Here is a 20707-nt window from a genome sequence, read left to right as displayed (position 1 = left end):
TCACCGGCCGGTCAGATGGGCGTTCGGTGCCTTGGCCCGCTCCTCGTGCTCCGGCAGGACCACGACGGTGGCGCCCCCCTCCGTCAGCTCCCGGCTGCCGTCGGCGCCCGCCACGAAGGTGTCCGGCTCGCGCCAGGCCGTGACCACCCGCCGTACCCCCGCCTCCAGGATCAGCCGGGCACAGGGCGCGGGCCGGGACGCGCGGCGCGCGCAGGGCTCCAAACTGGAGTACACGGTCGCGGTCGCGAGCCGGGGATCCGCGGGACCGATCTTGGCGAGCGCGGCCTCCTCCGCGTGCACCACCGGGTCGGCGCCCTCCCGGGAGTGGCCGCGCGCCAGCTCCGTACCGTCCGCCGCCACCACGACCGCGCCCACGCTGAACGCCGTCCGTGAGGGCGGGCACCGGTCGGCCAGGTCGCAGGCGAGGGCGAGCCAGTGGTGGTCGGCGGCGGAGGGCAGCGGGCCGGCGCCGGGGGCGGTGGGCTCGTAACGCGTCAGGACGACGTCGCCGACCGGGCGGGTCTCGACCAGCCGCAGCCGGCCGGCCTGGTACGCACCGGGGCCGAACAGGCGGGGTGCGTCCGGGGCGCCGACGAACAGCGGGGCGAGGACCAGCTGGAGTTCGTCCGCGAGGCCCTGGGTGAGCAGCTGGGTGTGGATCCGGCCGCCGCCCTCGACCATCAGCCGCCGGACGCCGCGCACGCCGTGCAGGTGCTCCAGGAGCCGCCGCCAGTCGATCTCCGGCCCGAGCGGGACGACGTCGGCGGCGAGACCGTGGGCGCGGGCCCGCTCGGCGCCCTGGTCGGTGGTGTAGAGCAGCTTCTCGCCGCCGGTGTGCCAGAACCGCGCCGCCGGGTCCAGGTCACCGGAGCCGCTGACGGTGACCTTGAGCGGAAAGGCGGGCCGGCCCCCGGCGACCCGGGCGGCGCGCCGTCCGGGCGAGTTGACCAGCAGCCGGGGATTGTCGGCGCGGATGGTGCCGGCGCCGACCAGGATGGCGTCCGCGGATGCCCGCACCTCGTCGACCCGGTCGAAGTCGGCCGGGCCGGACAGCAGCAGCCGCTCGGGGCCGGTGTCGTCCAGGTAGCCGTCCAGGGAGACGGCGGCGGACAGCAGGACGTACGGGTGGGGCATCGGCGTACTCCGGGTGAGGAACGGCAGCGGGCGGGGACCGGGGCGGGCGGGCCGGTGCGGCCCGGGTCCAGTCTGACAACAGACCCGGCGGGGGCACGTCCTCGCCCGCGCCCCGGTGCACCGCGGGCCGGTGCGCGGGTCAGGGCTCGATCGGACGCACGCGGATGGCGTACCGGGTGAGCTCCAGCCGGTCCTTCGGACCGGGGGTGGCCGGCGGACTGGTGCGGCGCCGCTCCACCGTCCCGGGACTGATCACGAGGAGGTGCGCGATCTGCTGCGAGGCGTGTCCCCCGGCGACGAGCTCGAGGATCTCCTCCGGGCCGGCCCGGGTGGCCTCCCGCACCCGGCGCAGTTCCCCGCTCGGCCCGGGCGGCACGTGGCCGGCGGAGCGCTCGAGCTGGAGCAGTACGGCGGTGAGGGACTGGCCGGCCTCGTCGTGCACCACTCGGCCTGCGTGCTGAGCGGGCCCCGCGCCATCGGTGACAGCCCCCGTTTCCCGGCCGGGTTCCCCACCGCCGCGGTGCCCCGCGTACGCACCGGGCCCGGCGCGGGACGGGGCCCGCGGCCGATGGCCCGCACCGGTGGCGGCGGGTGACGCCGGAGGCACCGTACCGGACGGGTGGCGACGTCGGCGCACGGGCAAACTCCCCTGTACAGGCCCGAGTTCGCGGTAGGCCGGCGGTTCGCGCTCGTCCGGCCCGGCGTCACGGAACCGACGCCCGGCGGTGTCCGGAGCGACGGCCGCCGACGGTGTCACAAGGCGGCCACCCCTGGGAAGGAGGAGCCGTGCCCCAGTCCGACGACGAGCGCCTGGTCGACCTCGCGGCCCGACTCGAGCACGAGGACCCCCGTTTCACCCGCGCGCTGTCCGCCGGACGGCCGGCCCGCCCCCGCGAGTACCGGCGCACGAGCGTCTGGTGGCTGCTGGCCGCCGGGGTGGCCATGCTGATCGCGGGCATGATCGTCGCCGACGGGCTCCTCATCGCGGCGGGTCTGGTCCTCGCCGGTATCGCCGTCCAGCTGCTCGACCCCGATCACCCTCGCACCGGCGGCCCCCACCACCACCCGCCTGACTGACCCCGGCACACAACAAGGCCCCGATCCGAAGATCGGGGCCTTTGTTGTGGCTGGGGCCGGGGTCGAACCGGCGACCTATCGCTTTTCAGGCGATCGCTCGTACCAACTGAGCTACCCAGCCGCAGGTGTTTCACGTGAAACACCAGCGGTCCTGACGGGATTTGAACCCGCGGCCTCCACCTTGACAGGGTGGCGAGCACTCCAAACTGCTCCACAGGACCAAGCGCGTCGTACGACAGTGTCGCACAGGGTGGTGCGTGCCCCCAACGGGATTCGAACCCGTGCTACCGCCTTGAAAGGGCGGCGTCCTAGGCCGCTAGACGATGAGGGCTATCGGCCCGCCTGGGCGCTTCTCAGCGCGTCGGGGACGTGAGAAGCATATGGGATGGAGGGAGGGTTCGCCAAAACGGTTTACGGGGAGGTCGTCGAGGGCGAGGCGGTGGACGGGGCCGGGGAGGCCGGGGACGGGGTCGCGCCCGGCTGGTTCTCCTCGGGGAGGTGGCGGCTGACCTCCGCCGTCGTCAGGCCGAGGCCGCCCAGTTCGATGGAGTCCCAGGCCTGGAGGTGGCGGGTGTCCCGGTCGAAGTAGAGGATCGACGTCTCGATCGGGTCGGGGTACTTGCCCTCGATGGCGCGCAGGCCACTGCCCCCGGTGGAGCCCTCGACCCGGAGCCGGGTGCCGTACCGCATGACCTCCGTCTCCTCGTGGTGGATGTGACCGGCCAGGACCAGGGGCACGGTGCCGTCGACCTCGCGGGCCGCGGACGGTTCGTGGGCGATGGCCACGTCCACCGGGGTACCGGCCGACCGCTGGTCGCGCAGGGCCGAGGCGAGGCGGGCGCCCGCCAGCTCCTGGGACTGCTCGGCCCCCGCCGTCTTGGAGCGGTCGGGGGTGAACTGCGGATCGCCGATGCCGGCGAAGCGCAGGCCGGCGACGGTCCTGGCCCTGCCCTCGTCGAGGACGTGGACGTTCTCCATGTCCTCGAGGTAGCGCTGGGTGACCAGGGAGTCGTGGTTGCCGCGGACCCAGACGTAGGGGGCGCCCAGGTCCTCGATGGGGTCCAGGAAGCCGTTCTCGGCGGCGGAGCCGTGGTCCATGGTGTCGCCGGAGTCGACGATCACATCGATCCGGTACTGCTCCACCAGCGAGGCGATGATCTTCCAGCTGGCCGGGTTGAGGTGGATGTCCGAGACGTGCAGGACGCGGATGGTGGTCGGGTCGGGCCGGTAGGCGGGGAGGGTGGAGGTGGCGTCGTAGAGCTTGGTCACGTTGGTGACCAGGCGCGCCAACTCCTTCTGGTAGACGTCGAACTCGGTGACGATGTTGCGCGCGTCGCCGACGAGGGAGGGGGCGGAGGAGAGCAGGCCGGAGAACCTCGGTTCCAGGACCGAGTCGGCGTTCCAGGTGGCGTAGGCGCTGCCGCCGGACGCGGCCAGGAGGGTGAGGGCGAGGCCGCCGGCGGCGAGGGCGCGGCGGGGGCGGCGGTAGACCGCGAGGCCGAGGGCGGTGGCGCCGGTGACGACGGCGATGCAGGAGCGCACGGCGAGGTCGGCCGTGCCCCGGGTGATGTCGTGCGCGACCTCGTCCTGGAGGCCGGAGAGGCGCTCGGGGTGGTCGACGAGGGCCTGGGAGCGTTCGGGGTCGAGCTGGTCGACATTGACGTCGAGGCGCACGGGGGCGATGTGACTGTCGAGTTGGAGGGCGCCCAGGGGCGAAATGTTGATCTTCGTGCCGCCGGTGACGGAGGGACGCAGGGTCATGGTGGTGTCCATGGGCCCGACGGGAACGCGCACGTTGCCGACGACGAGCAGGCCGAGCCAGGCGCCGAGGACGACCACGGCGACCAGGCCGGCGGCGCGGGTCCAGGGGCGCGGCTGCGGGGTGAGCGCGTCGGCCGCCGGGGCGGGCCGGCGGGAGCGGGAGCGGCGGGAGCGGGCCCGCGGGACCCCTCGGATGCGGTGCAGGGCGTTCTCGATTGCGGAGGGGACGCGGGCCATTGGTCCCGTATGCCCGTCGCGGCGGCTGGATATGCGAGGGTCCCGCGCATCTCGTACGGACGGCTCGTAGCCGACAATGGCTCTGTGCTGGAGATGACGCGCGAGATGTTCGAGGAGCTGGTCGCCGAGGCGCTGGACCGGATCCCGCCGGAGTTGACGCGACTGATGGACAACGTCGCGGTGTTCGTCGAGGACGAGCCGCCGGCGGACGATCCGGAGCTGCTCGGGGTGTACGAGGGGACGCCGTTGACCGAACGGGGTGAGTGGTACGCCGGGGTGCTGCCGGACCGGATCACCATCTTCCGGGGTCCGACGCTGCGGATGTGCGAGTCCCGGGAGGACGTCGTCGCCGAAACGGAGATCACGGTGGTGCACGAGATCGCGCACCACTTCGGGATCGACGACGCCCGGCTGCACGCGCTCGGTTACGGGTAGGCCGTACGCGTGTCTTCTTGCGGGTGGCGGGAGTTGGGGTGGTTGACCCTGTACTCCCATCGGAGGTGGCTTCGTGCGCCGCTTGTTCGTACCCGTTCGCCTGGCTGCCGCCGTCGTGGCCGTGGCAGCCGCCGCCGGCTGTGTGAGCGTGAGTGAGGACGGTGCGGGCAGGAGCGCCGCGCCGTCGCATTCCGCGGGGCGCTCGGGCGGTGAGGCACCGGACGGTGGTACGGCGGTGTCGGGCGGCGGGGGCGGGCACGGCGCCGCGGCGGCCGACGGTGAGCGCGGGGACGGCGGCGGCAGGGACGAACGGCGTGGGGGCAAGAGGACGAAGGACGGCCCCCGGGAGTCGTCGCCGGCCAAGGCTTCACCGTCCGCGGGGGCGAGCCGGCCCGCGCCGGCCGACGGGGGGCCGGACGGTCCCACCCGGCCGACCCCCGACGACCGGCCCGTTCCGCCGGAGCCGACACGGACGGTGGAACCGGAGCCTTCGCCGACGCCCCCGGAGCCGCCGGCCTCGCCGGAGCCGACACAGGCTGAGCCGTCCTCGTCGGCCCACCAGCCGCCCGAGACCCAGTTGGCGCAGCGCGAGCCGGCACCGGAAGCGGGGGCGCCGATCTAGCGTTCCTCCCCTCGTCGACCTGTGTGTCCGTCCACCGGACCGGTCGGTCTCTCTCCTGGTTCACCCCGTTGACCTGCGGGTTGTTCCGGAGGTATCGACCCGGTTTGCTTTCGGGGGGTGGAGGTGCGTATGGTGGCAGATCGTTTGATCCTATATGCCCGGCGCCACTGCAGAGCGCGCCGTGTGGCGCGTACTCTCTCCCCAGCCGTGGTGGACCGCATCGAGGCGGTCGTATTGCGAATCGCGAATCACGGAGTTGACGGGCGCGTGCCGAAGAGACTCCGGAAGGTTTCGCATTCGTATGCCCATCGCCAGTACTGATCACGTCGTCGTGCCCGAGAACACCGAGGCCACCGACATCGACGTCACCACCGAGGTGACCCCCGAGATCACCTTCGCCGACCTCGGTCTTCCCGAGGGTGTCGTGCGCAAGCTCGCGCAGAACGGCGTGACCACCCCCTTCCCGATCCAGGTCGCGACCATCCCGGACGCCCTGGCCCGCAAGGACATCCTCGGCCGTGGCCGCACCGGCTCCGGCAAGACCCTCTCCTTCGGTCTGCCGACCCTGGCCACGCTGGCCGGCGGACGGACCGAGAAGCACAAGCCGCGCGCCGTCATCCTGACGCCGACGCGCGAACTGGCCATGCAGGTCGCCGACGCGCTCCAGCCGTACGGTGACGTCCTCGGCCTGAAGATGAAGGTCGTCTGCGGCGGCACGTCGATGAGCAACCAGATCTACGCCCTGGAGCGCGGCGTCGACGTCCTCGTCGCCACCCCGGGCCGGCTGCGGGACATCATCAACCGCGGCGCCTGCTCGCTGGAGAACGTGCAGATCACCGTCCTCGACGAGGCGGACCAGATGTCGGACCTGGGCTTCCTGCCCGAGGTGACCGAGCTGCTGGACCAGGTCCCGGCGGGCGGTCAGCGGATGCTGTTCTCCGCGACCATGGAGAACGAGATCAAGACCCTCGTCGACCGGTACCTCACCGACCCGGCGACGCACGAGGTCGACGCGGCGCAGGGCGCGGTGACGACCATGTCGCACCACATCCTCGTCGTGAAGCCCAAGGACAAGGCGCCGGTCACCGCGGCCATCGCCTCCCGCAAGGGCCGCACCATCATCTTCGTCCGCACCCAGCTGGGCGCCGACCGGGTCGCCGAGCAGCTGCGGGACGCCGGCGCGAAGGCCGACGCGCTGCACGGCGGCATGACCCAGGGCGCGCGGACCCGGACGCTGGCGGACTTCAAGGACGGGTACGTGAACGTCCTGGTGGCCACGGACGTCGCGGCCCGCGGCATCCACGTCGACGGCATCGACCTCGTCCTCAACGTGGACCCGGCCGGCGACCACAAGGACTACCTGCACCGCGCGGGCCGCACGGCGCGCGCCGGGCGCACGGGTACGGTCGTGTCGCTGTCCCTGCCGCACCAGCGGCGTCAGATCTTCCGGCTGATGGAGGACGCGGGCGTCGACGCCACGCGGCACATCATCCAGGGCGGCGCGGCCTTCGACCCCGAGGTCGCCGAGATCACCGGTGCCCGGTCGATGACCGAGGTGCAGGCCGAGTCGGCGGGCAACGCGGCGCAGCAGGCCGAGCGTGAAGTGGCCCAGCTCACCAAGGAGCTGGAGCGGGCGCAGCGCCGCGCGGCGGAGCTGCGTGAGGAGGCCGACCGGCTGCTGGCCCGGGTCGCGCGTGAGCGTGGCGAGGAGCCGGAGACGGTGGTGGCCGAGACGGCCGCCGTCACCTCGGCCGAGGCCGAGGTGACGCTGCCGGAGCAGCCGACCGCGCGGGACGTCGAGCGGACCGAGCGCGTGGAGCGCTCGGAGGCGCCGGCGCCGTACGAGCGACGTGAGCGGCGGGACGACCGCGGGGACCGCGGCGGCTTCCGCCGGGACGACCGCGGCGACCGCGGCGGCCGTCCCTTCGAGCGCCGTGACGACCGGGGCGGCTTCAACCGCGACGACCGCGGGGACCGCGGCGGCTTCCGCCGCGACGACCGTGGTGACCGCGGGGACCGTGGCGACCGCGGCACCTTCCGCCGGGACGACCGCGGCGACCGCGGCGGCCGTCCCTTCGAGCGCCGTGACGACCGGGGCGGCTTCAACCGCGACGACCGTGGCGACCGCGGCGGCCGTCCCTTCGAGCGCCGTGACGGCGACCGTGGTGGCTTCAACCGCGACCGCGACCGGGACCGCGGCGGTGTCCGCCGGGACGAGCGCGGCGGACACCGGGGCAGCGACCGTCCCTTCAACCGCGACCGCCAGGGCGACCGCCCGGGCTTCCGCACCGGCGGCCACGACCGCCCGAACGGCCGTCGTGAGGACCACCGCGGTGCCGGCTCCTTCGGCCGCCGCGAGGACAAGCCGCGCTGGAAGCGCAACGGCTGACACGACGGCTGACACGGCCTCACCCAGCTGACCGGAAGGGCCCGTACGACACCCGTCGCGCGGGCCCTTCCGCACTCCCGGGGGACACGGAGGCGCCCGCCTCCGCGATACCCGATCGGAGACTCGGCCACGTCCGGCTATGCTCGGGGAGGCAACATCGCCAGGGGCCCTTAGCTCAATTGGCAGAGCAGTGGACTTTTAATCCATTGGTTGTGGGTTCGAGTCCCACAGGGCCTACCCGGTGGCGGGGAGGGAAACCATCTCTGACCTGCTGCGCAGCGCCCGGTCGACTTCGGTCGGCCGGGCGCCGGCGCGTTGGGGCGCCGTCGGGTGACGGACGGCGGGCCCGTCGTGGCAGGGACGCGGCGGGACGCTTCCGTGACCGTCTCGGGGGTGAAGTCACGAGGTGGGCCTCGAGGATGCCGGCCGCATGCGCCGGCCGGGAGCGGCCAGGGGGTCGCCGATCCGCTCGGCGGGCGCAGCGTCGTCTCCGGCCCGCGCAGCGCCGGACCTCCGGGCGCACCGGGCCGGCGATGCGCCCGGTCACGCGGAACGTTTCCCTCGGTGAATCCAATAGCTGTTCCCGCGAGATGAGATTTCAACGGAACACGCGGACAGTTTTCCTTCCGCAATAAGCCTGCGTGGGATTCTTCACCACACGCATTCCGCAATGGCGTGCTACTGTTGATCTCAGTTGCAGTTGTGGTTCCCGAAACTTTTCCGGTCTTTTCCGGACGGGGTGATCATCGCGGCGACACGGCGTCCGCGCAGTGCGGATCGCCGATGCACTGCCCCCAAAGGAGACAGACATGGCTACCGGTACCGTGAAGTGGTTCAACGCAGAAAAGGGCTTCGGCTTCATCGAGCAGGACGGTGGCGGCCCGGACGTGTTCGCCCACTACTCGAACATCGCCGCCCAGGGCTTCCGCGAGCTGCTCGAAGGCCAGAAGGTGTCCTTCGACATCGCGCAGGGCCAGAAGGGCCCGACGGCCGAGAACATCGTTCCCGCCTGACGCCGACGCGCCTTGTGCAGCTGGGGCTCGCATCCCTCGGGGTGCGGGCCCCAGCTGCTCGCGTTTTCCGCAGTGGGTTCACCTGCGGACGACAGCCGACGCCCTGAATACCGCATTCACGCGACGTCACCCATTTCAGGGTCTTCGCTCGTGCGGATTCACGTCGGTCACACCATTCGGTTTACGCTCCACCGGCCCGTCCCGCGATTGCCGTGCCGTATATCGCTGAGGTAATTCCTGGGTGCGCGCCGCATCGAGCGCGCTTCCCCGTGAACCGTCCACGAACGACCGCTGCTTCGCGAACCGACGAGCCGACGCCGTCGACCGGCCGACCGGCCGACCGGATCCGCCTGCGTGACGTCGCCGACGGCAGCGGGCGCTTCCGCCGCCGCTGACCACGGGCACCGAAGCGTGGAGGGCACGACGCCCTACGGACGGCCCGGCCCCCGCCCTGGCCGACGAAGCGGCCGGCGAAGCGGCGCGCCGGCACCGATGAGGGGCGTCGTGCCCGAGCCGGCCACCGGCGGGTGCGGCGGGCCCGCGTGATGACCGACGCTCCCCCGTCCGGCCGGCGGGACAGGCATGAGCCGAACAGAGCGGTGAGGGCCCGACCGGCGCGCGCCGGTCGGGCCCTCACTGTGTGCCGTGCCGCTCCCGGCACGGCGGCGGGTCGCCGGGTCAGTGGTCGGAGTAGCTGAAGTCGCCCACGGTCCAGGCGCTGACGTCCTCGATCGCGACGCGGTACATCCCGCCCGTCTCGGGGATCCCCACCGTGCCCTGCAGGATCCGGGCGACGTGGAAGTGCAGGTGCGTGGGCGGTCCCTCCCTCTTCGTTGGGGTGGCGAAGACGGCGGAGAAGTCGCCCAGGCGCGTGGAATCCGTCAGCACCTCCGACACCCTCCGCCTCCACACGGCTTCGGGAGCCAGGCGACCGGTGATGACGGCACCACCGGTGACCACGGTCAAGGACATCTGGTTGCTCTGCCCGGACTCCACAAGGGCGGCGATGTCAACGATCAGCTCGTCAGGCTTCGGCATGGGATCGGATTCTATGCACCGGCCCGCCCGGACGGCTCGTGCGGTGGCACGGCGCCACCGCGAGCAGGGCGGACGCACCCCGCTCCCCGTGCCGCACTCCGGATCCGGTGCGCATGCGCGGCACGCGCGACCCCCTTCCGGAGCGGGACCGTGGCCAACCGTGGCCAACGGGACCGGTGCCGAGCCCGTCCCACCGGGTCAGAGGGGATACCTCACCACCCGACACGCCAAAATCTGTGCTCGCCGAAGTAGACATTCGGCGATCGCATGATTATTGTTTCTCTCGTAGCCGAGATCGAGTGAGGCCCGGCAGACACGAACTGCCGGGCAGCAGTACCCGCATCACGGTTCGGTGGTGGAGTCTCGAAGCCAGGTGTTGCAGGACGGTGACGAGGCTGACGACCGGACCGGGTGGCCCGCAGTGATGAGGGGCCGCCGCAGCAGGACCGCGCGTCGTCGCGGTAGCGGTACGCAGTACCAGCAGTACGCAGTACCAGCAGTACCCGTTCGATTGAGTGACAGAGGGAAGAACGGAGGAGTCGAGCGCCATCAGGATCGCCCGGGCGGTGAACATGGGCCCGGGTACCGCAGGACATCGATAGGCAGGTGGTCTCCGGTCACGCATCCGCGATCCCCGCACCCCCGTCGGCGTATCGGACGGCGTTGCGGAAACAGAAGGCCGACGCAGTACTAGGGTCGGCAGATGGTGTTGCAGTTCCTTCGGGGCCCTGGTGCCGTACGGCACCAGGGCCCCTCCACGCGTTCCACAGAGAGGTGAGATGACAGCAGACCAGTCGCTGGGCCGTCTCGACGACGACGACTACCCCGCCTACACCATGGGCCGGGCCGCCGAGTTGCTCGGCACCACTCCCGGCTTCCTGCGCGCCATCGGCGACGCACGACTGATCACACCACTGCGCTCCGAGGGCGGACACCGCCGCTACTCCCGCTACCAGCTGCGCATCGCGGCACGCGCGCGTGAACTCGTCGACCAGGGCACCCCGATCGAGGCCGCGTGCCGGATCATCATCCTCGAGGACCAGCTCGAGGAGGCCCAGCGCATCAACGCCGAGCACCGCCGCGCCGGCGGACCGGCCGCCCCGTCGGCCGACCCGTCGGCCGGGACCTGAGGTGAGCCGGCCCGCCGGTGCCGACGGGCCCTCTCACGCGCACACGGATGGGGTCCGGCGGGCGGCCGGACCGCCGGGGCAAAACCGTTCGCCAGGAATTTCGCCGGGATGAGATCCTGGAGTCCGTATGTCCACGCATCCTTCCCCCGCCCCCGCCGCCTTCGGTGCCCTCGCCGCCCGTCTGGCCGACTTGTCATTGCGCGACGCGCACCGTTTCGGCCGGAGGCTCGAGGGGGCACGCACGATACGTAAGCCGGAGGCCCGTGCCTCCGTTCTCGCCGAGATCGAGGCGGAGGTCGTCAAGGCCGAGGAGCGGATGACCGGGCGGCGCGGCCGGGTGCCGGAGGTCGGCTACCCGGAGCAGCTTCCGGTCAGTCAGCGCAAGGACGTGATCGCGGAGGCGATCCGTGACCATCAGGTCGTGATCGTCGCGGGCGAGACCGGCTCGGGCAAGACCACGCAGATCCCGAAGATCTGCCTGGAGCTGGGGCGGGGCGTCCGGGGCCTGATCGGGCACACGCAGCCTCGCCGCATCGCCGCCCGCACGGTCGCGGAGCGGGTGGCGGAGGAGCTGAGGACGCCGCTGGGCGAGGCCGTGGGCTGGAAGGTCCGGTTCACCGACCAGGTGGACCCGCAGGCCACGTTCGTCAAGCTGATGACCGACGGCATCCTGCTCGCGGAGATCCAGACGGACCGTGAGCTGCGCGCCTACGACACGATCATCATCGACGAGGCGCACGAGCGGTCGCTCAACATCGACTTCCTGCTCGGCTATCTCGCGCAGCTGCTGCCGAAGCGCCCGGACCTCAAGGTCGTCATCACGTCGGCGACCATCGACCCGGAGCGTTTCTCCCGGCATTTCGGTGACGCCCCGATCATCGAGGTCAGCGGGCGCACGTATCCGGTGGAGGTCCGTTACCGTCCGCTGCTGGAGGAGGACTCGGACGACACCGACCGCGACCAGATCACCGCGATCACGGATGCCGTCGAGGAGCTGATGGCGGAGGGGCCGGGCGACATCCTGGTGTTCCTCTCCGGCGAGCGGGAGATCCGGGACACGGCGGACGCGCTCACCAAGAAGCGGTACCGCTCGACCGAGGTGCTGCCGCTCTACGCCCGGCTGTCGCACGCCGAGCAGCACCGGGTGTTCCAGCAGCACACCGGCCGCCGGATCGTGCTGGCGACCAACGTGGCCGAGACGTCCCTGACCGTGCCGGGCATCAAGTACGTGATCGATCCCGGGTTCGCCCGCATCTCGCGCTACAGCCATCGCACGAAGGTGCAGCGGCTGCCGATCGAGCCGATCTCGCAGGCCAGTGCCAATCAGCGCAAGGGGCGTTGCGGCCGTACGTCGGACGGCATCTGCATCCGTCTGTACAGCGAGGACGACTTCCTGTCCCGGCCGGAGTTCACGGACGCGGAGATCCTGCGGACGAACCTCGCCTCGGTCATCCTGCAGATGACGGCGGCCGGCCTGGGCGAGATCGAGAAGTTCCCGTTCATCGACCCGCCGGACCACCGCAACATCCGCGACGGCGTCCAGCTGCTGCAGGAACTGGGCGCGCTCGACGCGGCCCAGAAGGACCCCCGCAAGCGGCTGACCCAGACGGGCCGCAAGCTGGCGCAACTGCCGGTGGACCCGCGGCTGGCGCGCATGGTGCTGGAGGCGGACCGCAACGGCTGTGCCCGTGAGGTCATGGTCATCGCCGCGGCGCTGTCGATCCAGGACCCGCGGGAGCGGCCGGCTGACAAGCAGACGCAGGCCGATCAGCAGCACGCGCGGTTCCGGGACGAGTCCAGCGACTTCCTGGCCTACCTCAATCTGTGGCGGTACGTCCGTGAGCAGCAGAAGGAGCGCGGTTCGTCGTCGTTCCGGCGGATGTGCAAGCAGGAGTACCTGAACTTCCTGCGGATCCGCGAGTGGCAGGACATCTACACCCAGCTGCGGACGGTCGCCAAGCAGATGGGCATCCGGCTGAACGAGGAGGACGCCCCGGCGGACCACATCCATGTGTCGCTGCTGGCGGGTCTGCTCTCGCACATCGGCATGAAGGACGTGAAGGAGTCCAAGGACTCCGGCGCCGCGGGCCGCAAGGACGGCGGCCGCAACGAGTACCTGGGCGCGCGCAACGCCAAGTTCGCGATCTTCCCCGGCTCGGCGCTGTTCAAGAAGCCGCCGCGGTTCGTGATGTCGGCCGAGCTGGTGGAGACGTCGCGGCTGTGGGCGCGGGTCAACGCCAGGATCGAGCCCGAGTGGGTGGAGCCGCTCGCCGCCCATCTGCTGAAGCGCACGTACAGCGAGCCGCACTGGGAGAAGGACCAGGCGGCCGTGATGGCGTACGAGAAGGTGACGCTGTACGGCGTGCCGATCGTGGCGCAGCGCAAGGTGAACTACGGCCGGATCGACCCGGAGGTCTCCCGGGAGCTGTTCATCCGGAACGCGTTGGTCGAGGGCGACTGGCGGACGCATCACAAGTTCTACGCGGACAACCGGCGGCTGCTGACCGAGGTCGAAGAGCTGGAGCACCGGGCGCGGCGCCGGGACATCCTGGTCGACGACGAGACCCTGTTCGACTTCTACGACCAGCGGATCCCCGAACACGTGGTGTCGGGGGCGCACTTCGACTCGTGGTGGAAACGCAAGCGGCACGAGCAGCCCGACTTCCTCGACTTCGGGCGCGAGATGCTCATCCGGGAGTCGGCGGAGGCGGTCACCAAGGCCGATTATCCGGACACGTGGCGGCAGGGCCCGCTGAAGTTCCGGGTGACGTACCAGTTCGAGCCGGGTGCGGACGCCGACGGTGTGACGGTCCACGTCCCGCTCCAGGTGCTGAACCAGGTGACGGACGAGGGGTTCGACTGGCAGATCCCGGGCCTGCGCGAGGAGGTCGTCACGGAGCTGATCCGCTCGCTGCCCAAGCCGATCCGCCGCAACTACGTGCCGGCGCCGAACTTCGCGAAGGCGTTCCTGGAGCGGGCGGTGTCCCCGGAGGAGCGCGATCGGACACAGTCGTCGCAGGAGCCGCTGACCGTGACGATGGCCCGCGAGCTGAAGCGGATGGTCGGGGTGCCGTTCGAGGCGGAGGACTTCGACTGGTCGCGGGTCCCGGACCACTTGAAGATCACGTTCCGGATCGTCGACGAGCGGCGTCGCAAGCTCGCCGAGGACAAGGACCTCCAGGCGCTGAAGCTCAGGCTGCGGCCGAAGGCCCGCCAGGCCCTGTCGCAGGCGGCCGCCGCCACGGCACAGCGTGAGGGCGGGGAGTCCCTGGAGCGCAAGGGGCTGACGGAGTGGACGATCGGCTCGCTCACCCGGGTGTTCGAGACCCGGCGTGCCGGTCAGCCGGTGAAGGCGTATCCGGCGCTGGTGGACGACGGCGAGGCGGTGTCGGTCCGGCTGTTCGACACGGAGGCCGAGCAGGCGGAGGCCATGTGGAAGGGCACGCGCCGGCTGATCCTGCTGGGCATCCCGGTCAATCCGGCGAAGTTCGCTTCCGAGAAGCTGACGAACACCCAGAAGCTGGCGCTGTCCGCGAATCCGCACGGCTCCGTCCAGGCGCTGTTCGACGACTGCGCGACGGCCGCGGCGGACAAGCTGATCGCGGACTCCGGGGGGCCGGTGTGGGACGAGGAGTCGTACCGCAAGCTGTACGACAAGGTCCGTGCGGACATCGTCGACACGACGGTCCGGGCGGTGGGCCAGGTGCAGCAGGTACTGGCCGCCTGGCAGGCCTGTGAGCGGCGCCTGAAGGCCGTACGGAGCCCCGCCCTGCTGCCGAACCTGCAAGACGTCCGGGCACAGCTGGACGGGCTCGTACGGCCTGGTTTCGTGACGGAGGCGGGGCTGCGGCGACTGCCGGACCTGATGCGCTATCTGGTGGCCGCGGACCGGCGCCTGCAGCAGATGCCGACGAACGTGCAGCGGGACACCACGCGTATGGCGAAGGTCCACGAGATGCGGGACGAGTACGCGTGGCTGCTGGAGCAGATGCCGCAGGGCCGGCCCGTGCCGCAGCAGGTCCGCGACATCCGCTGGATGATCGAGGAGCTGCGGGTCAGCTACTTCGCGCACGCCCTCGGCACGGCGTACCCGGTGTCGGACAAGCGGATCGTGAAGGCGATCGACGCGGCGGTGCCGTGACGCCGCTCCTACACAGGGTGAGTTCGACCAGGAGGGTTTTCCTCCTGTAGAGTTCTTCTCGCAGCGCAACGCACTGATCGCACTGCGAAACCTGGTCCTGTGGAGCAGTTTGGAGTGCTCGCCACCCTGTCAAGGTGGAGGCCGCGGGTTCAAATCCCGTCAGGACCGCAACCGGAAGAGCCCGGGTCTTCGGACCCGGGCTCTTCTGCGTGTCCCGGCTCCTCGTCGCACCCAGGCCCCTCCCTGCGTCCCAGGCTCCTCGTCACAGCCGAGCCTCTCCCCGCTTCCCGGGCCGCTCCGCGCGCCTCCGGAGCCCTTCCGTACGTCTTCGAGCCTCTGTAAGCCTCCCTGCCGCCTTGACGGGCCCGCGCCGCCTCGGTACTCCAAGAGGCAGGCCCACTTCGGGTGTGGGCCCCCTGGGGGTGGCGCATGACGGCATCGGCTGGACACGAGACGCGGGCGCTGCTCCGCGCGCGCCTGTCGGCCGCGTCGTCGTACCGGCATCTGACGCGCCGCTGCCCGATCCGCCACCGCCTGCCGCGGCCGGCCATGGACTCCCCGCCCCGCGGCACGGAGCCGGCCGGTGAACAGCCGGACCCCAACACCCGTTCCCTTTAGCGCATCTGCCACGGAGTCAACAAGGGAAACGGGGTGTGACGGGTGTCACCGCATGAGTTTCCCGAAGTGCGGTACTTACACCTCGCCTACAACAGGTCAATTTAATATGTGCAATTGCACCACTCGGAGAGGTACGCGCCGGCCGGCGCACAGGTGATCCCCCACCCGCCCCCGGAGTCCGACAAGCCCGCGCACGGATCCCTTCTCCGGGCCCGCCCGGGAGCGGCCGGACCCCCACCGGCACACAAAAAAGATCGCGCTGGACCCGGCGGAGTCCAGCGCGATCGACGACGCACCCTTGTTCAGCTGCCTGCAACGCTTTGATCGGCTTGGGCATGGGGCCTGTTGGGGCAGTCCCCGCGTCGTGTGGAGCCAGGGTTCCGGGCGTTTCGACCAGTGGGGGACCAGCCGGTTATGCCCGGTTCATTCAGTTGTTCAGGCCTCGCTGCGCTGCTGCGGAATGCCCGCGAGCAGTGCGCGGACCTCGGCTTCGCGGTAGCGGCGGTGCCCGCCGAGCGTGCGGATCGACGTGAGCTTGCCTGCCTTCGCCCAGCGCGTGACCGTCTTGGGGTCGACGCGGAACATGGTGGCGACCTCAGCCGGGGTCAGCAGCGGCTCGGCATCAGGGGTGCGAGCGGTCATGAGCGGCCTCCTCGGGAGAACCGAACCTTCTCGGTTCATTCCTCTAAATTCTGCACCTTGACCCGCGTTGCCCGAAATGGCGGACGCGAGTCGAGTCGGTTATAGGACGAACGGCTTGTCCTCGGCACTACAACTACACCATCTGTCCAGCCTCGTCGGCCAAACCGATGGAATTGCCCTCCCAGGTGTTCATCAGCCGCGGAAGCCGATGGACCGTGCCATAGCGGACAGTCACGCGGCTGTGACGATCAGTCACAGCCGCGTTCAGGAGGCGCCAGACCCCCCAAAGCACGCAATGTGGAGATTCCGCCCATAGTCGAGCACAGCAGGACGGAGGAGTCCTCCCCGGACTCCTTGTCCTATTTTGGCATGAGGAGGGGCAAGGGGCGCAAGGGCCCCGTACGTGCGGTCCGTCACGCTTGACACCCTTGGGGCGTTCGCCCGGATCGGCATCCACGTCCGCCGTCGGGCCCGTGCTGACGGAACCTCAGACTCCTCGGACCGACGACAAAACCCCAAGAAGGGCGTCTGGTCAAACGTCAGTTCGCCGAGCGCAGGTCGCGCACCGGCCGCCAGCGCGCCACGAGACGCCCGTAGGCCGCCCCGGCGCCCTCCTCGTCGCCGCGGCGCAGCGCCGCGATCCCTTCGGCCACGTCCGCCGCCGAGTGGTCCCCTTCCAGCGCGCCGGCCGGCAGGGCGTGCACCAGTCCGCCGTAGTCCAGCTCGACCACCGAGCGCGGGTGGAACTCCTCCAGCCAGCGTCCGACGTCGACGAGGCCGTCGATCAGCAGGCTCTCCTCCACGGCGTCCCGCAGTGCCCGCAGCCCGCGCGCCACCCGTCGCCGGGCCTGGACCATGGGGGTCCGGTAGCGCAGCACGGGGGCCCCGTCCGCGGAGCCCTCGGCGTACTCCCGCTCGTCGTCCGCGAACAGCACGAACCAGTTGATGGGCACCTGCCAGGTGGCGGTGCGGATCCAGGGCCGGGCCTCGGGGTTGCCGGCGAGCCAGCGTTCGTAGTCCTGGGTGGCCTGGTGCCGTACGACCGGGGGCAGGAGGGCGTCCAGGACCGGCAGGGGGAACTCCTCGGCCAGCTCGCCCAGGGCCTGCCAGCCGCGCAGCCGGGTGCGCCAGGGGCAGACGCAGACCACGCCGTCGGCCTCCAGCACGAACGCGTCGTCGCTCTCGTGCACCGGCACCGGCACCGGCGGGGTGGGCGCCAGGTCGGCCAGCGCGCGACGCAGTTCCTCCTGGTACGAGGGGCGGTCGGGGCGGCGGGCGTAACGGGCCCAGTGGCCGCGTTCCGGTTCCGGAAAGGCGGCCAGCGGTTCGTACACGCGCAAGTAGGTTGCGTAGGGGACGGTCACCGAGGACACCTTGGGCACGCCTGCTCCCTCCCCCGGTGACCGTCGCGAAAACCTGCCGGATCCCCGCACGGACGGGTGGAGAACCCCTGCACATCGTTGCACGCGGTACTCCGGACGGAGGTGATCTGGGACACGGTGCCGCCGGTGGGCGCAGGAGGCTCTAATCTCGTGCCACAGTCCCCGCCACCCGTACGGGAGGCTGTTTCACCCCGCCGCTACTTACTCAGGAGTCACCACAGTGACCGACGTATCTGACGGCGTCCTGCACACCCTGTTCCACTCGGACCAGGGGGGTCACGAACAAGTCGTGCTCTGTCAGGACCGCGCCAGCGGCCTCAAGGCCGTCATCGCCCTCCACTCCACCGCACTGGGCCCCGCCCTCGGCGGCACGCGCTTCTACCCGTACGCCACCGAGGCGGAGGCCGTCGCCGACGCGCTGAACCTGGCGCGCGGGATGTCCTACAAGAACGCCATGGCCGGTCTCGACCACGGCGGCGGCAAGGCCGTGATCATCGGTGACCCGGAGCAGATCAAGAGCGAGGAGCTGCTGCTGGCCTACGGCCGGTTCGTCGCCTCGCTCGGCGGCCGCTACGTCACCGCCTGCGATGTCGGCACCTACGTCGCCGACATGGACGTCGTGGCCCGCGAGTGCCGCTGGACCACCGGCCGCTCCCCCGAGAACGGTGGCGCCGGCGACTCCTCCGTCCTCACCGCCTTCGGCGTCTACCAGGGCATGCGGGCCTCCGCCCAGCACCTGTGGGGCGACCCCTCGCTGCGCGACCGCAAGGTCGGCATCGCGGGCGTCGGCAAGGTCGGGCACCACCTGGTGGAGCACCTGCGCGCCGAGGGCGCCGAGGTCGTGATCACCGATGTGCGCGAGGACGCGGTGCGCCGGATCCTCGACCGGCACCCCGAGGGCGTGTCGGCGGCCGCCGACACCGAGGCGCTGATCCGCACCGAGGGCCTGGACGTGTACGCCCCGTGCGCGCTCGGCGGGGCGCTGAACGACGACAGCGTGCCGGTGCTGACCGCCGGGGTGGTCTGCGGCGCCGCCAACAACCAGCTCGCCCACCCGGGCGTGGAGAAGGACCTCGCCGACCGCGGGATCCTCTACGCGCCGGACTACGTGGTGAACGCCGGCGGGGTCATCCAGGTCGCCGACGAGCTGCACGGCTTCGACTTCGACCGGTGCAAGGCGAAGGCGTCCAGGATCTTCGACACCACGCTCGCCATATTCGCACGTGCGAAGCAGGACGGGATTCCGCCGGCCGCGGCGGCCGACCGGATCGCCGAGCAGCGGATGGCCGAGGCGCGTTCGGCGCGCTGAGGTGCCTGCGCGAGGGCGGTCCGCCGGGGGCGCCCTCGCACATGTGATCGGTACCCGTCGGCGGGCCCTTGGAGAGAACTCTCACTTCTCCCGGCGGGTCGACCGTCCGTAAGTGGTTAAACTCGTCGTTGACCAGCGAGGACGGGGCGCCTCGAAGGTCCTGGGCGCGGGCACGTCATGCGGGCGACGTACCGTATGGGCGCGGGCTCAGGTACCGTGGAAGCCCTACGGACCGGTCTCTCCGCGGAGAGCCCGTTCTGGACCATGAACGCGTGTCAAGACTCTGGGGCCGTCGAGCCCCGTCGTTGAGGGGGTCGAGCCATGGGGCGCGGCCGGGCCAAGGCCAAGCAGACGAAGGTCGCCCGCCAGCTGAAGTACAACAGCGGTGGGACTGATCTCTCACGCCTGGCCGAGGAGCTGGGCGCATCGCCGTCGAACCAGTCACCAAACGGTGACCGTTTCGAGGACGATGAGCAAGACGACGACCTGTACGCACGGTACGCCGACCTCTATGAGGACGACGACGAGGACGAGGACGGCCCGTCCTCGCAACAGCGTCGCGGCGCTTGACCTTGCGCTGAACACGAACCCGGTCGGTGACCCCGGTCACCCACCGGGTTCAGTGCTGCCCGCGCCATCACCACCGGCCGGGTCGGTCTGCCTTCCCGTGCCGCCCGCCCGGTGACCGGACGGGCGGCTTCCGGGTGCTCAGCTCGCGTAGTCACCGACGAGGGCAGCGCCCGCGGCGTGCTCGCCGCGGTCGGTGATCTCGCCGGCCACCCAGGCGTCGACACCGCGGTCGGCCAGCGTCGCCAGCGCCACCTCGACGGACTCCTGGGGCACGACCGCGATCATGCCGACCCCCATGTTGAGGGTCTTCTCCAGCTCCAGTCGCTCGACCGAACCGGCCTGGCCGACCAGGCCGAAGACCGGGGCGGGGGTCCAGGTGGAGCGGTCCACGGTCGCGTGCAGGCCGTCGGGGATCACCCGGGCCAGGTTGGCCGCGAGGCCGCCGCCGGTGACGTGGCTGAACGCGTGCACCTCGGCGGTGCGGATCAGGGCCAGGCAGTCCAGCGAGTAGATCTTGGTGGGCTCCAGCAGTTCCTCGCCGAGGGTGCGGCCCAGTTCCTCGATCCGGCTCTCCAGGGCGAGCCCCGCGCGCTCCAGCAGCACGTGCCGGACGAGGGAGTAGCCGTTGGAGTGCAGGCCGGAGGAGGCCATGGCGATCACCGCGTCACCCGTGCGGACGCGCTCCGCGCCGAGCACGTGGTCGGCCTCCACGACGCCCGTACCGGCGCCGGCGACGTCGAAGTCGTCCGGGCCCAGCAGACCCGGGTGTTCGGCCGTCTCGCCGCCGACCAGGGCGCATCCGGCCAGCACACAGCCCTCGGCGATGCCCTTGACGATGGCGGCGACCCGCTCGGGGTGGACCTTGCCGACGCAGATGTAGTCGGTCATGAACAGCGGCTCGGCGCCGCACACCACGATGTCGTCCATGACCATGGCGACCAGGTCGTGGCCGATGGAGTCGTACACGCCCAGCTGCCGGGCGATGTCGACCTTGGTGCCGACGCCGTCCGTGGCGGAGGCGAGCAGCGGACGGTCGTACTTCTTCAGGGCGGAGGCGTCGAAGAGGCCGGCGAAGCCGCCGAGGCCGCCGAGGACCTCGGGGCGGCGCGTCTTCTTCACCCACTCCTTCATCAGCTCGACGGCGCGGTCGCCCGCCTCGATGTCGACGCCCGCCGCTGCGTAGCTGGCACCAGTGTTCTGGGACATGAC

The 20707-nt window shown here is 71.1% G+C and carries 15 protein-coding genes, 5 tRNA genes and 1 pseudogene; 11 read left to right on the top strand and 10 right to left on the bottom strand.

The genetic code is table 11. The features are described from left to right. Together ACF07S_RS15895 and ACF07S_RS15890 are read right to left on the bottom strand one after the other, a co-directional pair. On the bottom strand, positions 1-1134 hold the full coding sequence (locus tag ACF07S_RS15895; RefSeq protein ID WP_391967311.1) for a dihydrofolate reductase family protein: 1134 nt from the start codon (positions 1132-1134) through the stop codon (positions 1-3). Positions 1135-1273: 139 nt separating this feature from the next. Continuing rightward, positions 1274-1450 (bottom strand): annotated as a pseudogene (locus tag ACF07S_RS15890) (DNA-binding response regulator); the annotation flags it as partial. Positions 1451-1920: 470 nt separating this feature from the next. Here ACF07S_RS15890 and ACF07S_RS15885 point away from each other — a divergent pair. Then, complete coding sequence (locus ACF07S_RS15885; RefSeq protein WP_391974387.1) at positions 1921-2211, top strand: DUF3040 domain-containing protein; 291 nt, start codon at positions 1921-1923, stop codon at positions 2209-2211. Positions 2212-2258: 47 nt separating this feature from the next. Here ACF07S_RS15885 and ACF07S_RS15880 read toward each other — a convergent pair. From ACF07S_RS15880 to ACF07S_RS15865, 4 genes are all read right to left on the bottom strand, one after another. Beyond that, positions 2259-2332: transfer RNA gene (locus ACF07S_RS15880), tRNA-Phe, on the bottom strand. A 25-nt stretch (positions 2333-2357) separates the two neighbouring features. Next, a tRNA-Asp gene (locus ACF07S_RS15875) sits at positions 2358-2432 on the bottom strand. A 37-nt stretch (positions 2433-2469) separates the two neighbouring features. Then, a tRNA-Glu gene (locus ACF07S_RS15870) sits at positions 2470-2542 on the bottom strand. Positions 2543-2622: 80 nt separating this feature from the next. Beyond that, a complete protein-coding gene (locus ACF07S_RS15865; RefSeq protein WP_391974386.1) occupies positions 2623-4209 on the bottom strand; it encodes a metallophosphoesterase in 1587 nt (528 codons plus the stop codon). An 84-nt stretch (positions 4210-4293) separates the two neighbouring features. Here ACF07S_RS15865 and ACF07S_RS15860 point away from each other — a divergent pair, with 84 nt between their 5' ends. The 4 genes from ACF07S_RS15860 (at position 4294) to ACF07S_RS15845 (ending at position 8668) form a co-directional block, all read left to right on the top strand. Next, positions 4294-4644, top strand: a complete 351-nt coding sequence (locus ACF07S_RS15860; RefSeq protein ID WP_184764460.1) for a metallopeptidase family protein — start codon at positions 4294-4296, stop codon at positions 4642-4644. Positions 4645-5567: 923 nt separating this feature from the next. Beyond that, on the top strand, positions 5568-7655 hold the full coding sequence (locus ACF07S_RS15855; protein ID WP_391974385.1) for a DEAD/DEAH box helicase: 2088 nt from the start codon (positions 5568-5570) through the stop codon (positions 7653-7655). A 164-nt stretch (positions 7656-7819) separates the two neighbouring features. Beyond that, a tRNA-Lys gene (locus ACF07S_RS15850) sits at positions 7820-7892 on the top strand. Positions 7893-8464: 572 nt separating this feature from the next. Beyond that, positions 8465-8668 (top strand): cold-shock protein, encoded by a 204-nt coding sequence (locus ACF07S_RS15845; RefSeq protein ID WP_030342329.1) that lies wholly within the window; start codon positions 8465-8467, stop codon positions 8666-8668. A 678-nt stretch (positions 8669-9346) separates the two neighbouring features. Here ACF07S_RS15845 and ACF07S_RS15840 read toward each other — a convergent pair. Beyond that, entirely contained in the window at positions 9347-9706 is a 360-nt protein-coding gene (locus ACF07S_RS15840) for a hypothetical protein (protein ID WP_391967306.1), read from the bottom strand. Between the two features lie 779 nt (positions 9707-10485). Between ACF07S_RS15840 and ACF07S_RS15835 the strand changes: the two genes are divergently transcribed. The 4 genes from ACF07S_RS15835 (at position 10486) to ACF07S_RS15820 (ending at position 15595) form a co-directional block, all read left to right on the top strand. Then, on the top strand, positions 10486-10836 hold the full coding sequence (locus ACF07S_RS15835) for a MerR family transcriptional regulator (protein WP_391974384.1): 351 nt from the start codon (positions 10486-10488) through the stop codon (positions 10834-10836). A 127-nt stretch (positions 10837-10963) separates the two neighbouring features. Then, positions 10964-14977 carry an ATP-dependent RNA helicase HrpA gene (gene hrpA, locus ACF07S_RS15830; protein WP_391962492.1) on the top strand — a complete coding sequence of 1338 codons (4014 nt, stop codon included), beginning with the start codon at positions 10964-10966 and terminating at the stop codon, positions 14975-14977. A 93-nt stretch (positions 14978-15070) separates the two neighbouring features. Beyond that, positions 15071-15145: transfer RNA gene (locus tag ACF07S_RS15825), tRNA-Asp, on the top strand. Between the two features lie 261 nt (positions 15146-15406). Continuing rightward, the gene (locus tag ACF07S_RS15820; protein WP_391974383.1) at positions 15407-15595 is read left to right on the top strand and encodes a DUF6274 family protein; all 189 of its coding nucleotides are present in this window, start codon (positions 15407-15409) and stop codon (positions 15593-15595) included. Between the two features lie 435 nt (positions 15596-16030). Here ACF07S_RS15820 and bldC read toward each other — a convergent pair whose 3' ends face one another. Next, complete coding sequence (gene bldC, locus ACF07S_RS15815; RefSeq protein WP_003949541.1) at positions 16031-16237, bottom strand: developmental transcriptional regulator BldC; 207 nt, start codon at positions 16235-16237, stop codon at positions 16031-16033. A gap of 539 nt (positions 16238-16776) precedes the next feature. After that, positions 16777-17619 carry a hypothetical protein gene (locus ACF07S_RS15810; RefSeq protein WP_391962494.1) on the bottom strand — a complete coding sequence of 281 codons (843 nt, stop codon included), beginning with the start codon at positions 17617-17619 and terminating at the stop codon, positions 16777-16779. A 220-nt stretch (positions 17620-17839) separates the two neighbouring features. Here ACF07S_RS15810 and ACF07S_RS15805 point away from each other — a divergent pair, with 220 nt between their 5' ends. Together ACF07S_RS15805 and ACF07S_RS15800 are read left to right on the top strand one after the other, a co-directional pair. Beyond that, positions 17840-18928 (top strand): Leu/Phe/Val dehydrogenase, encoded by a 1089-nt coding sequence (locus ACF07S_RS15805; RefSeq protein ID WP_391962495.1) that lies wholly within the window; start codon positions 17840-17842, stop codon positions 18926-18928. A 321-nt stretch (positions 18929-19249) separates the two neighbouring features. Beyond that, positions 19250-19498, top strand: a complete 249-nt coding sequence (locus ACF07S_RS15800) for a DUF3073 domain-containing protein (RefSeq protein ID WP_391962496.1) — start codon at positions 19250-19252, stop codon at positions 19496-19498. Between the two features lie 138 nt (positions 19499-19636). Here ACF07S_RS15800 and purM read toward each other — a convergent pair whose 3' ends face one another. Continuing rightward, entirely contained in the window at positions 19637-20704 is a 1068-nt protein-coding gene (gene purM, locus ACF07S_RS15795; RefSeq protein WP_391962497.1) for a phosphoribosylformylglycinamidine cyclo-ligase, read from the bottom strand. Positions 20705-20707 lie beyond the last annotated feature (3 nt).

Source organism: Streptomyces sp. NPDC016640, from assembly GCF_043076215.1.
Taxonomy (GTDB): Bacteria; Actinomycetota; Actinomycetes; order Streptomycetales; family Streptomycetaceae; genus Streptomyces.
The sequence above is the reverse complement of the archived record's forward strand: the minus strand, read 5'-3'. Positions and strand labels throughout refer to the sequence as shown.

Excerpts from the sequence above, each read along its gene's own strand:
- ACF07S_RS15895 (WP_391967311.1), bottom strand. The coding sequence starts at position 1,134 with ATGCCCCACCCGTACGTCCTGCTGTCCGCCGCCGTCTCCCTGGACGGC.
- ACF07S_RS15865 (WP_391974386.1), bottom strand. The coding sequence starts at position 4,209 with ATGGCCCGCGTCCCCTCCGCAATCGAGAACGCCCTGCACCGCATCCGA.
- ACF07S_RS15855 (WP_391974385.1), top strand. The coding sequence starts at position 5,568 with ATGCCCATCGCCAGTACTGATCACGTCGTCGTGCCCGAGAACACCGAG.
- ACF07S_RS15845 (WP_030342329.1), top strand. The coding sequence starts at position 8,465 with ATGGCTACCGGTACCGTGAAGTGGTTCAACGCAGAAAAGGGCTTCGGC.
- ACF07S_RS15840 (WP_391967306.1), bottom strand. The coding sequence starts at position 9,706 with ATGCCGAAGCCTGACGAGCTGATCGTTGACATCGCCGCCCTTGTGGAG.
- ACF07S_RS15835 (WP_391974384.1), top strand. The coding sequence starts at position 10,486 with ATGACAGCAGACCAGTCGCTGGGCCGTCTCGACGACGACGACTACCCC.
- hrpA (WP_391962492.1), top strand. The coding sequence starts at position 10,964 with ATGTCCACGCATCCTTCCCCCGCCCCCGCCGCCTTCGGTGCCCTCGCC.
- ACF07S_RS15820 (WP_391974383.1), top strand. The coding sequence starts at position 15,407 with ATGACGGCATCGGCTGGACACGAGACGCGGGCGCTGCTCCGCGCGCGC.
- bldC (WP_003949541.1), bottom strand. The coding sequence starts at position 16,237 with ATGACCGCTCGCACCCCTGATGCCGAGCCGCTGCTGACCCCGGCTGAG.
- ACF07S_RS15800 (WP_391962496.1), top strand. The coding sequence starts at position 19,250 with ATGGGGCGCGGCCGGGCCAAGGCCAAGCAGACGAAGGTCGCCCGCCAG.
- purM (WP_391962497.1), bottom strand. The coding sequence starts at position 20,704 with ATGTCCCAGAACACTGGTGCCAGCTACGCAGCGGCGGGCGTCGACATC.